The organism is Aquincola tertiaricarbonis (genome assembly GCF_000969605.1).
In the GTDB taxonomy this organism is placed as follows: Bacteria; Pseudomonadota; Gammaproteobacteria; order Burkholderiales; family Burkholderiaceae_C; genus Aquincola; species Aquincola tertiaricarbonis.
The window spans coordinates 71,294-83,118 of sequence record NZ_JZUE01000009.1 but is presented as its reverse complement, the minus strand read 5'-3'; the positions used below and the strand labels follow the sequence as shown (position 1 = coordinate 83,118).

At 68.2% G+C, this 11,825-nt stretch carries 13 protein-coding genes; 12 read left to right on the top strand and 1 reads right to left on the bottom strand.

All coding sequences use genetic code 11. The annotated features are described in order from the left end of the window. Positions 1-8: 8 nt before the first annotated feature. Positions 9-1,154 carry a PepSY-associated TM helix domain-containing protein gene (locus tag VO99_RS12775; RefSeq protein ID WP_046113261.1) on the top strand — a complete coding sequence of 382 codons (1,146 nt, stop codon included), beginning with the start codon at positions 9-11 and terminating at the stop codon, positions 1,152-1,154. After that, the gene (locus VO99_RS30820) at positions 1,151-1,318 is read left to right on the top strand and encodes a hypothetical protein (RefSeq protein ID WP_046113260.1); all 168 of its coding nucleotides are present in this window, start codon (positions 1,151-1,153) and stop codon (positions 1,316-1,318) included. The genes VO99_RS12775 and VO99_RS30820 overlap by 4 nt, the downstream gene beginning before the upstream one ends. Here VO99_RS30820 and VO99_RS12765 read toward each other — a convergent pair. Then, entirely contained in the window at positions 1,308-2,609 is a 1,302-nt protein-coding gene (locus VO99_RS12765) for an O-acetylhomoserine aminocarboxypropyltransferase/cysteine synthase family protein (protein WP_046113259.1), read from the bottom strand. The genes VO99_RS30820 and VO99_RS12765 overlap by 11 nt on opposite strands. 131 nt (positions 2,610-2,740) lie before the next feature. On the opposite strand from VO99_RS12765, the gene VO99_RS12760 reads away from it, so the two are divergent. The 10 genes from VO99_RS12760 (at position 2,741) to VO99_RS12715 (ending at position 11,811) form a co-directional block, all read left to right on the top strand. Beyond that, positions 2,741-3,637, top strand: a complete 897-nt coding sequence (locus VO99_RS12760; RefSeq protein ID WP_046113258.1) for a TauD/TfdA dioxygenase family protein — start codon at positions 2,741-2,743, stop codon at positions 3,635-3,637. Between the two features lie 13 nt (positions 3,638-3,650). Next, complete coding sequence (locus VO99_RS12755) at positions 3,651-4,658, top strand: ABC transporter substrate-binding protein (RefSeq protein ID WP_046113257.1); 1,008 nt, start codon at positions 3,651-3,653, stop codon at positions 4,656-4,658. 1 nt (position 4,659) lies between these two features. Next, complete coding sequence (locus VO99_RS12750) at positions 4,660-5,511, top strand: ABC transporter ATP-binding protein (RefSeq protein WP_083440557.1); 852 nt, start codon at positions 4,660-4,662, stop codon at positions 5,509-5,511. Continuing rightward, complete coding sequence (locus tag VO99_RS12745; RefSeq protein ID WP_046113256.1) at positions 5,508-6,377, top strand: ABC transporter permease; 870 nt, start codon at positions 5,508-5,510, stop codon at positions 6,375-6,377. The genes VO99_RS12750 and VO99_RS12745 overlap by 4 nt, the downstream gene beginning before the upstream one ends. 21 nt (positions 6,378-6,398) lie before the next feature. Next, on the top strand, positions 6,399-6,755 hold the full coding sequence (locus VO99_RS12740; protein ID WP_046113255.1) for a thioredoxin domain-containing protein: 357 nt from the start codon (positions 6,399-6,401) through the stop codon (positions 6,753-6,755). 83 nt (positions 6,756-6,838) lie between these two features. After that, a complete protein-coding gene (locus VO99_RS12735; protein ID WP_046113254.1) occupies positions 6,839-7,843 on the top strand; it encodes a sulfate ABC transporter substrate-binding protein in 1,005 nt (334 codons plus the stop codon). Positions 7,844-7,979: 136 nt separating this feature from the next. Further along, complete coding sequence (locus tag VO99_RS12730; RefSeq protein WP_046113253.1) at positions 7,980-9,011, top strand: sulfate ABC transporter substrate-binding protein; 1,032 nt, start codon at positions 7,980-7,982, stop codon at positions 9,009-9,011. Then, the gene (cysT, locus tag VO99_RS12725; protein ID WP_046113252.1) at positions 9,008-9,853 is read left to right on the top strand and encodes a sulfate ABC transporter permease subunit CysT; all 846 of its coding nucleotides are present in this window, start codon (positions 9,008-9,010) and stop codon (positions 9,851-9,853) included. The genes VO99_RS12730 and cysT overlap by 4 nt, the downstream gene beginning before the upstream one ends. Then, a complete protein-coding gene (gene cysW / locus VO99_RS12720; RefSeq protein WP_083440556.1) occupies positions 9,854-10,759 on the top strand; it encodes a sulfate ABC transporter permease subunit CysW in 906 nt (301 codons plus the stop codon). Continuing rightward, positions 10,756-11,811, top strand: a complete 1,056-nt coding sequence (locus tag VO99_RS12715) for a sulfate/molybdate ABC transporter ATP-binding protein (RefSeq protein WP_046113251.1) — start codon at positions 10,756-10,758, stop codon at positions 11,809-11,811. Before cysW ends, VO99_RS12715 begins: the two co-directional genes overlap by 4 nt. The last annotated feature ends 14 nt before the right edge of the window (positions 11,812-11,825 follow it).

Below are 11,825 nucleotides of genomic sequence, written 5' to 3'. Positions count from 1 at the left end.
CGCGCGCCATGCTCAGCACCCGCGCCATCCGCGGCTGGCAGGCGGTGCACACCTGGTCCAGCCTGGTGTGCACCGTGTTCATGCTGCTGCTGTGCCTGACCGGCCTGCCGTTGATCTTCCACCACGAGATCGGCCACCTGCTGGGCACCGAGATCGAGGCCGCCGAGATGCCGGCCGACGCGCCGCGCGCCAGCCTGGACGAAGTGATGGCCCTGGCCGGCCAGCGCTACCCAGGCAAGCAGGGCATGTTCGTCTCGCAGGAGGAGGACGACGACCGGGTCTGGTACGTGACGATGTGCGAGCGGCCCGATTCCAACGACAACCTCAAGCAGGTGGCGGTGGACGCCCGCACCGCCCAGGCGCTGGGCGATCCGCCGCTGGACAGCGGCTTCATGTGGGTGATGCGCTCGCTGCACATCGACCTGTTCGCCGGCCTGCCGGGCATGCTGTTCCTCGGCCTGATGGGCGTGCTGCTGCTGGTGGCCATCGTCTCGGGCACGGTGCTGTATGCGCCCTTCATGCGCAAGCTGCGCTTCGGCGACGTGCGGCGCGACCGCAGCCCGCGGGTGAAGTGGCTGGACCTGCACAACCTGCTGGGCATCGTCACGCTGGTGTGGTTCACCGTGGTGGGCGCCACCGGCGTGATCAATGCCTGGTCGGATCTGCTGGTGAAGTACTGGCAGGCCACGGAGGTGGCGCAGATGGTGGCGCCCTACCAAGGCAAGCCGCCGCTGGAACGGCCCGGCTCGCTGCAGGCCGCGGTGCAGGCGGCCAAGGCGGTGGCGCCCGGCATGAAGGTGGCCTTCGTCGCGTTTCCCGGCACCAGCTTCGCCAGCCCGCACCACTACGGCGTGTTCCTGCGCGGCACCGATGCCGTCAGCAGCAAGCTGCTCAAGCCGGTGCTGGTGGACGCGATGACCGGCCAGGTGACCGACAGCCGCGAGCTGCCCTGGTACCTCACCGCGCTGCTGATCTCGCAGCCGCTGCATTTCGGCGACTACGGCGGCCGGCCGATGCAGATCCTGTGGGCGGTGCTGGACGTCATCACCGTCGTGGTGCTGGCCAGCGGGCTGTACCTGTGGGTGGTGCGGCGCCGCCAGGCGCGCGTGGCCGGCGGCAAGTTGTCTATGCAAGCAGACGGAGCGGCCTCATGAGCGCCGCCGTAGGGCCAATCTGGCGTGCGCCCATCGTGCTGGGCGTGGTCAGTGCGGTCGGCCTGCTGTCGGGCCTGCTGGGCGACGGCGCCTGGGACGCCGTGGCCTGGCTGGGTCTGGGCATTCCAAGCCTGGCCTGCTGCTGGTACGGGCTCAGGCGGTAGCTGCCAGCGCCTGGTCCAGGTCGTGCAGCAGGTCGTCGATGTGCTCGATGCCCACCGACAGCCGCACCGTGTCCTCGCCCACGCCGGTCTTGGCCAGCTCTTCCGGCGACAGCTGGCGGTGCGTGGTGGAGGCCGGATGCGTGGCCAGCGACTTGGCGTCGCCGATGTTCACCAGCCGGGTGAAGAGCTGCAGCGCATCGAGGAAGCGCGCACCGTCGGCCCGCTTGTCGCCCGAGGTGCCCTTGACGCCGAAGGTCAGCAGGCCTGAAGCCTTGCCGCCCAGGTACTTGCGGGCCAGCGCATGGTCGGGATGGTCCTCCAGGCCGGCGTAGTTGACCCAGGCCACCTGGGGATGCTGCTTCAGGTGCTGGGCCACGGCCAGCCCATTGGCGCTGATGCGGTCCATGCGCAGGGCCAGCGTCTCGATGCCCTGCAGGATCTGGAACGAGTTGAACGGCGAGATGGCCGAGCCCATGTTGCGCAGCGGCACCACGCGTGCGCGGCCGATGTACGCGGCCGGGCCCAGCGCTTCGGTGTAGACCACGCCGTGGTAGCTCACGTCGGGCTCGTTCAGGCGCTTGAAGCGCGCCTTGTGCTGCGCCCACGGGAACTGGCCTGAATCGACGATGACGCCGCCCACGCTGGTGCCGTGGCCGCCCATGTACTTGGTCAGCGAATGCACCACGATGTCGGCGCCATGCTCGATCGGGCGGCACAGGTAGGGGCTGGGCACGGTGTTGTCGACGATCAGCGGCACGCCGTGGCGGTGCGCCAGCTCGGCGATGCGGGCGATGTCCGTCACGTTGCCGGCCGGGTTGCCCAGCGACTCGACGAAGATGGCCTTGGTGCGCGCGTCGATCAGCGGCTCGAAGCTGGCCGGGTCGCGGTGGTCGGCAAAGCGGGTGTCGATGCCGTACTGCGGCAGCGTGTGCGCGAACAGGTTGTAGGTGCCGCCATACAGCGCGGTGGACGAGACGATGTTGTCGCCCGCCTCGGCGATGGTGAGGATGGCGTAGGTCACCGCCGCCTGCCCCGAGGCCAGCGCCAGTGCGCCGATGCCGCCTTCCAGCGCCGCCACGCGCTGCTCCAGCACGTCGGTGGTCGGGTTCATGATGCGGGTGTAGATGTTGCCCGCCACCTTCAGGTCGAACAGGTCGGCGCCGTGCTGCGCGTTGTCGAAGGCGTAGGCCACCGTCTGGTACAGCGGCACCGCCACCGACTTGGTGGTGGGGTCGGGTCGGTAACCGGCATGCACCGACAGCGTCTCGAACTTCGGCTTGCGCTCGCTCATGGGTCTACTCCATTTGTATCCTGGGGTATGAGCGTAGCGGCGGGAAGCGGCCTGCGCATATGCGCAGAACGAGGAAGCGCATGCGCAATGCTTCGTTCATCGCTCCGGGCGGAATCCCTAGAGTCGGGCGCATGTCTGCAGTATTTGCCCCCACCCCTGCCCGCTCGGCCGCTTCCGGCCGCCTCGAGATCCGGCCGCTGAATGCGCCGCTGGGCGCCGAGGTGCTGGGGCTCGACCTCTCCCGCCCGCTGGCCGACGACGACTTCCAGCGCATCCACCGCGCGCACCTGGACCACCATGTGCTGGTGTTCCGCGACCTGCAGATCACCCCGCAGCAGCAGATCGACTTCAGCCGCCGCTTCGGCCCGTTGCAGATCCATGTGCTGCGGCAGTTCCAGCTGGCCGGCCACCCGGAGATCCTGGTGGTGTCCAACATCAAGGAAAACGGCCAGCCCATCGGCCTGGGCGATGCCGGCCACTACTGGCACTCCGACCTCTCGTACAAGGAGCTGCCCAGCCTGGGCTCGATGCTGCATGCGCAGGAGCTGCCCAGCGAGGGCGGCGACACCCTGTTCGCCAACCAGCACCTGGCCTGGGAGCGCCTGCCCGAGGCGCTGAAGGAGCGGGTGGCCGGCTTGCGTGCCGAGCACCACTACCTGGCCAAGTACGCCGAGCTGCAGCAGCGCAACCCGTGGCGACCCAACCTGACGCCCGAGCAGATCGCCGAGGTGAAGCCGGTGGTGCACCCCGTGGTGCGCACCCACCCGGAGACCGGTCGCAAGGCGCTGTTCGTCAGCGAGCACTTCACCACCCGCATCGTCGGCCTGCCCGAGGACGAAAGCCGGGCGCTGCTGGACGAGCTGTTCAAGCTCACCACGCTGCCCGAGCTGATCTACCGCCACGTCTGGCAGCCGCATGACATGGTGTTCTGGGACAACCGCTCCGTCACCCACCTGGCCGCCGGCTGCCCCGACCACCTGCGCCGACGCCTGAACCGCACCACCATCGAAGGCACCGCGCCCTTCTGACCGGGTACCCCACATGCTGCTGAAGAAACTCCTCGCCGCCACGCTGGCGGCCGGCCTCTCCCTGGGCGCCGCCACCGCCGCCCACGCCGAAGGCCAGATCCGCATCGCCGAGCAGTTCGGCATCGTCTACCTGCTGCTGGACGTGGCCAAGGACCAGAAGCTGATCGAGAAGCACGGCAAGGCCCAGGGCCTGGACGTGAAGGTCGAGTTCGTCACGCTGTCCGGCGGCGCCGCGGTGAATGACGCGCTGCTGTCCGGCTCCATCGACGTGGCCGGTGCCGGCGTGGGCCCGCTGCTCACGCTCTGGGACCGCACCCGCGGCCGCCAGAACGTTCGCGGCATCGCCTCGCTGGGCAACTTCCCGTACTACCTGGTGAGCAACAACCCGAACGTGAAGACCATCGCCGACTTCACCGACAAGGACCGCATCGCAGTGCCGGCGGTGGGCGTGTCGGTGCAGTCGCGGGTGCTGCAGCTGGCCTCGGCCAAGCTGTGGGGCGATGCGCAGTACAACAAGCTCGACAAGATCAGCGTGGCGGTGCCGCACCCGGAGGCCACCGCGGCCATCATCAAGGGCGGCACGGAGATCACCGGCCACTTCGGCAACCCGCCGTTCCAGGAACAGTCGCTGGCCGGCAACCCGAATGCGCGCATCGTGCTCAAGAGCTACGACGTGCTGGGCGGCCCGGCCTCGGCCACGGTGCTGTACGGCACCGAGAAATTCCGCGAGCAGAACCCGAAGACCTACAAGGCCTTCGTCGCTGCGCTGGACGAGGCGGCGCAGCTGATCCGCGGCAACCCGGAGCTGGCGGCCGACATCTTCATCCGCACCAACAAATCCAACGTGGACCGCAAGCTGCTGCTGTCCATCATCAAGAACCCCGAGGTGCAGTTCAAGCTGGTGCCGGAGAACACCTTCGCGCTGGCCGAGTTCATGCACCGGGTGGGCGCCATCAAGAACAAGCCCGCGTCGGTGAAGGACTACTTCTTCGACGACGCGCACCTGGCCGGTGGGCATTGACATGACGGCCGCCACGCTGCGCACCGGCAGCGCGCCGCCGCAGGCCCGGCCGCCGGTGCGCCCGGCCAGCCATGACCAGGCCGCCCCGGCCGGCGCCGGCGATGCCCTGCTGCAGGTGGACGGCGTGACGTTGGAATACGCGACGCGCGAGCGGGTGGTGCGCGCCACCCACCGGGTGAGCTTCGACGTGCACCAGGCCGACCGCTTCGTGCTGCTCGGCCCCTCGGGCTGCGGCAAGAGCACGCTGCTCAAGGCCATCGGCGGCTTCATCGCGCCACGCGAGGGCGAGATCCGCCTCGATGGCCAGGCGGTGCACCAGCCGGGCCCGGATCGCATCGTCGTGTTCCAGGAATTCGACCAGCTGCCGCCGTGGAAGACGGTCAAGGCCAACGTGATGTTCCCGCTGCTGGCCTCGCGCAAGCTGGGCCGCAAGGAGGCGGAGGAACGGGCGCTGGACTGCCTGGCCAAGGTGGGCCTGTCGAAGTTCGCCGATGCCTATCCGCACACGCTGTCGGGCGGCATGAAGCAGCGCGTCGCCATCGCCCGCGCGCTGGCCATGCAGCCCAAGGTGCTGCTGATGGACGAACCCTTCGCCGCGCTGGACGCGCTGACCCGCCGCCGCATGCAGGAAGAGCTGCTGGCGCTGTGGGACGACGTGCGCTTCACGCTGCTGTTCGTCACCCATTCGATCGAGGAAGCGCTGGTGGTGGGCAACCGCATCCTGCTGCTGTCGCCGCATCCGGGGCGCGTGCGCGCAGAGATCAACAGCCACCAGTTCGGCCTGCACAGCCTGGGCGGTGCCGACTTCCAGGCCACCGCGCAGCGCATCCACGGCCTGCTGTTCGACCAATGAGCACGCTGCAGCCTCCGATCCGCGCCGAGTACGAGCGGGAGCCCGAAGCCCTGACCGACGCGCCGGCCGAGCGCGCGCTGCCACTGGCGCAGCGCATCTGGCAGCAGTCGGCGGTGCGCAAGGCGGTGATCCTGGCGGTCCTGGCACTGCTGTGGGAGCTGATCGCGCGCTGGCAGGACAACGACCTGCTCCTGCCCACCTTCAGCCAGACGGCGCAGGCCTTCTTCACCGACCTGCGCAGCGGCGAGCTGCTGACCAAGGCACGCATCTCCATCGGCGTGCTGCTCCAGGGCTACCTGCTGGGCATCGCCACCGCCTTCGTGCTGACCACGCTGGCCGTCTCCACCCAGCTGGGGCGCGACCTGCTGGGCACCCTGACGGCGATGTTCAACCCGCTGCCGGCCATCGCGCTGCTGCCCCTGGCGCTGCTGTGGTTCGGCCTCGGCAACGGCAGCCTGATCTTCGTGCTGGTGCACTCGGTGCTGTGGCCGCTGGCGCTCAACACCTACGCCGGCTTCCAGGGCGTGCCCGAGACGCTGCGCATGGCCGGCCGCAACTACGGCCTGCGCGGGCTGCGCTACGTGCTGCTGATCCTGGTGCCTTCGGCGCTGCCGGCCATCCTGTCGGGGCTGCGCATCGGCTGGGCCTTTGCCTGGCGCACGCTGATCGCGGCGGAGCTGGTATTCGGCGCCTCCTCCGGCCAGGGCGGCCTGGGCTGGTACATCTTCCAGAACCGCAATGAGCTGTACACGGACCGTGTGTTCGCCGGCCTGGCCATGGTCATCCTGATCGGGCTGGCGGTGGAAAGCCTGGTGTTCGACACCCTGGAGCGCGTGACGGTGCGGCGGTGGGGCGTGCAGCGCTGACGGGCGCGGCACACTCACGGCATGCAAAGTTCCGATCGCCTGCTGGTGGCCTGCCTGTGCGCGGCCTGGTGCGGCACCTGCCGCGAATACGAAGCCGCCTTCGAGGCCGCGCGCGCGGCCGACGGTGGCGCCGCCGACTGGGCCTGGATCGACATCGAGGACCACGACGAGGTGCTGGGCCCGCTGGACGTGGACAACTTCCCCACGCTGCTGATCGCCCGTGGCGACCAGGTGCTGTTCTACGGCACCGTCACGCCGCACCTGCAGACGCTGCAACGGCTGCTGGCCAATGCGCGCCAGGGCGACTTCCAGCCGGTGATCGACGCTCAACTGGCCGGCCTGCCAGCTCGGGCGCGGCCTTACTTGAAATCCGAATAAGGGTCGAACGAACAATTCGTTCCTTGCAGGACATCCGGTTCCTACAGTGGCGGCAACGTCACCACTCTCGCCCCGGGAACCGCATGAACCTCAAGAAGACCCTGCTCGTCGGCGCCGCGCTGGCGGGCGCCGCGTTCGGCGCGCTGGCCAAGGACTTCACGCTGTTGAACGTCTCGTACGACCCGACGCGCGAGCTCTACGTGGAATACAACGCCGCCTTCGCCAAGGCGTACAAGGCCAAGACGGGCGACACCGTCACCGTCAAGCAGTCGCACGGCGGCTCGGGCAAGCAGGCCCGCTCGGTGATCGACGGCATCGACGCCGACGTGGTGACGCTGGCCCTGGCCTACGACATCGACGAGATCGCCGCCAAGGCCAAGCTGCTGCCCGCCGACTGGCAGAAGCGCCTGCCGCACAACAGCTCGCCCTACACCTCCACCTACGTGTTCCTGGTACGCAAGGGCAACCCCAAGGGCATCAAGGACTGGGGCGACCTGGCCAAGCCCGGCGTCGGCGTGATCACCGCCAATCCCAAGACCTCGGGCGGTGCACGCTGGGGCTACCTCGCCGCCTATGGCTGGGCGCTGAAGCAGCCCGGCGGCAACGATGCCAAGGCCAAGGAATACATCGCCAAGGTGATGGCCAACGTGCCGGTGCTGGATTCCGGCGCACGCGGCTCCACTGTCACCTTTGCCGAGCGGGGCCTGGGCGACGTGCTGCTGGCCTGGGAGAACGAGGCGCACCTGTCGCTGAAGGAGTTCGGCGAAGGCAAGTTCGACATCGTGTACCCGCCCACCAGCATCCTGGCCGAGCCGCCGGTGGCGGTGGTGGACAAGGTGGTGGACAAGAAAGGCACGCGCGCCGTGGCGCAGGCCTACCTGGAGTACCTCTACACGCCGGAAGGCCAGGAGATCGCGGCGAAGAACTTCTACCGCCCGATCGACCCCAAGGTGGCAGCCAAGTACGCTACCAACTTCCCGGCCATCAAGCTCTTCACCGTGGATGAGGTGTTCGGCGGCTGGGCCAATGCCCAGAAAACGCACTTCGCGGATGGCGGCACCTTCGACCAGGTCTACACCCGCAAGTAACGGCCTGCTCCTTGCCGGAACGAGCCGCCCTTCGAGGCGGCTCATTTGCTTTGTGCATAAGCAAAAGCGAAATAAGTGGTTGGAACGGGGTTTACCCGGTCTTACATTCGCTCCTCGCATTTAAGAACGGTTTGATATGAACGCAACGTCTTTTCGCGCACCTTCCTTGCTCCGTCGCAGCCTGCTGGCGCTGGCCCTGGCCGGCAGCGCCGGCTTCAGCCTGGCCGCCGGCCCTACGCTCTTGAACGTGAGCTACGACGTCTCGCGCGAGCTGTACAAGGAAGTGAATCCCGCCTTCCAGAAGCAATGGAAGCAGCAGGCCGGCGAGGACGTGACGATCAACCAGAGCCATGGCGGCTCCAGCAAGCAGGCGCGCTCGGTGCTGGAAGGGCTGGAGGCCGACGTCATCACGATGAACCAGTCGAGCGACATCGACATCCTGGCCACGCGCGGCAAGCTGCTGCCCGAGGACTGGGCCAAGCGCCTGCCCAACAACTCGGCGCCCACCACCTCGGTCACGGTGATCCTGGTGCGCAAGGGCAATCCCAAGGGCATCAAGGACTGGGCCGACCTGGCCAAGCCCGACATCAGCGTCGTCATTCCCAACCCCAAGGTCACCGGCAACGGCCGCTATACCTATGTGGCGGCCTGGGGCTCGGTGCTGAAGGCCGGCGGCAACGCCACGCAGGCGCGCGAGCTGGTGCAGAAGATGTTCGCCAACGTGCCGGTGTTTGACGGCGGCGGCCGCGCGGCCACCACCACCTTCGCGCAGCGCAACATCGGCGACGCGCTGGCCACGTTCGAGAGCGAGGTCAACCTCATCAAGGCCGAGTTCGGCGACAACTTCGACGTGGTGTACCCCAAGTCCACCATCCTGGCCGAGAACCCGGTGGCGGTGATCGACAAGGTGGTGGACAAGAAGGGCACGCGCAAGCAGGCCGAGGCCTACCTGAAGTTCCTGTACTCGGATACGGCACAGGAGATCGCGGCCAAGCACCAGCTGCGCCCGCGCTCGCCCGCGCTGCTGGCCAAGTACGCCAAGGACTTCCCGACCGTCACCACCTTCACCATCGACGAGTACTTCGGCGGCTGGACCAAGGCGCAGAAGGACCATTTCGACGACGGCGCCATCTACGACCAGGTCCTGGCGGCAGGCCGGAAAAAGTGATCTTCTCGCGCACCCTGCTGAAGCGGCACAGCGTGCTGCCCGGCTTCGACATCACGCTGGGCTTCACGCTGCTGTACCTGAGCCTGATCGTCCTGATCCCGCTGTCGGCCGCGTTCCTCAAGACCTTCACGCTGACCTGGCCGGCCTTCTGGGAGGCCGTGGCCTCGCCGCGCGTGGTGGCCTCGTACCGGCTGACCTTCGGTGCCTCGTTCGCGGCGGCGCTGCTCAACGGCTTCTTCGGCCTGGTCATCGCCTGGGTGCTGGTGCGGTATGAGTTCCCGGGCAAGCGCATCATCGACGCGCTGGTCGACCTGCCCTTCGCACTGCCCACCGCAGTGGCCGGCATCGCGCTCACCGCCATCTACGCCACCAACGGCTGGATCGGCCAGTACCTGGCGCCGCTGGGCATCAAGGTGTCGTTCACGCCGCTGGGCGTGTTCGTGGCGCTGGTGTTCATCGGCCTGCCCTTCGTGGTGCGCACGCTGCAGCCGGTGCTGGAAGACCTGCACAAGGAGGTGGAGGAAGCCGCCGCCACGCTGGGCGCCAGCCGCGCGCAGACCTTCCGTCGCGTGATCTTCCCCATCCTGATGCCGGCGCTGCTCACCGGCTTTGCGCTGGCCTTCGCGCGGGCGCTGGGTGAATACGGCTCGGTGATCTTCATCGCCGGCAACATGCCGATGATCTCGGAGATCACGCCGCTGCTCATCATCACGAAGCTGGAGCAGTACGACTACGCCGGCGCCACCGCCATCGCGGTGGTGCTGCTGGTGGCGTCCTTCGTGATGCTGCTGCTGATCAACCTGCTGCAGGCCTGGGCGCGCCGCCGCCAGGGGGGCAACTAGATGACTGCATCCACCACTTCGCTGGCGCCCGCGGGCGCGGTGTCCTCGCGCGCGCCGCGCAGCGCGCTGGCCGCCACCGCCGAGCCCGCCTGGGTGCGGCGCACGCTGATCGGCATCGCGCTGGCCTTCCTGGCCTTCTTCCTCTTCGTGCCGCTGGTGGCGGTGTTCTTCGAGGCGCTGAAGAAGGGCGTGGACGTGTACCTGGCCGCGCTCACCGAGGCCGATGCGCTGTCGGCCATCAAGCTCACGTTGATCGCCGCGGCGGTGTCGGTGCCGCTGAACCTGGTGTTCGGCCTGGCCGCGGCCTGGTGCATCGCCAAGTTCGACTTCCGCGGCAAGAACGTGCTGCTGACGCTGATCGACCTGCCGTTCTCCGTCAGCCCGGTGATCGTGGGCCTGATCTACATGCTGGTGTTCGGCCTGCAGGGCTGGTTTGGCGAGGCGCTGCGCGAGCACGACATCAAGATCGTGTTCGCGCTGCCCGGCATCGTGCTGGCCACGGTGTTCGTCACCTTCCCGTTCGTGGCACGCGAGCTCATCCCGCTGATGCAGGCGCAGGGCACCGAGCAGGAGGAAGCCGCGCGGGTGCTGGGCGCCAACGGCTGGCAGATCTTCTGGCGGGTGACCCTGCCCAACGTGAAGTGGGCACTGCTGTACGGCGTGATCCTGTGCAACGCACGGGCGATGGGCGAGTTCGGCGCGGTGTCGGTGGTGTCGGGCCACATCCGGGGCCAGACCAACACCATGCCGCTGCACATCGAGATCCTCTACAACGAATACCAGTTTGCGGCCGCGTTCGCGGTGGCCTCGCTGCTGGCCGGCCTGGCGCTGGTCACGCTGGTGCTGAAGCTGCTGGTCGAGCGCAAGGTGCGGGCTGAAAAAGCGCTCGCAGGAAACGAAGCATGAGCATCGAAATCAGGAGCCTGAACAAGGCCTTCGGCAAGACGGTCGTCTGCGACAACCTCAACCTCGACATCCCGTCGGGCGAGCTGGTGGCGCTGCTGGGCCCTTCCGGATCGGGCAAGACCTCCCTGCTGCGCATCATCGCGGGGCTGGAGAAGCCCGACAGCGGCACCGTGCTGTTCGGCGGCAAGGATGCCACCTTCGACGACGTGCGCGACCGCAACGTCGGCTTCGTGTTCCAGCACTATGCGCTGTTCGCGCACATGTCGATCTTCGAGAACGTGGCCTTCGGGCTGCGGGTGCGGCCCAAGGCCACGCGGCCGAGCGAAGCCGAGATCCGCAGCAAGGTGACGGCGCTGCTGAAGCTGGTGCAGCTCGACTGGATCGCCGACCGCTATCCGCACCAGCTCTCGGGCGGGCAGCGGCAGCGCATCGCGCTGGCGCGTGCGCTGGCGGTGGAGCCGCAGGTGCTGCTGCTGGACGAGCCCTTCGGGGCGCTGGATGCCAAGGTACGCAAGGAGCTGCGCCGCTGGCTGCGCCGGCTGCACGACGAGATGCACGTGACCAGCGTGTTCGTCACCCACGACCAGGACGAGGCCATGGAGGTGGCCGACCGCATCGTGGTGATGAACCAGGGCCGCATCGAGCAGGAGGGCACGCCCGACCAGGTCTACGACCATCCGGCCACGCCCTTCGTGCTGCAGTTCCTGGGCGACGTGAACCTGTTCCACGGCCGCCTGGGCCATGCACCCGGCGGGGCGGAGGGCGCAGTGAGCTACGTGCGCCCGCACGAGCTGGACATCGTCGACCGGGCCGACGACAGCACCTGGGCGGTGACGCTCTCGCAGGCGCTGACGGTGGGGCCGCTGACGCGCGTGGAATTCAAGCGCGCCGACGACGGCAGCTACGTGGACGTGGAACTGCCGCGCGAGGCCTGGCACGTGCTGCGCGACAAGCTGCAGCTCAAGCCCGGCAGCCCGGCCCACCTGCGGCCGCGCCGGGTCACGCGCTTCAACGACCACAACGCGCCGATCGATCCCGCCGCGGCGATCTGAGCGGCAGGGACGCC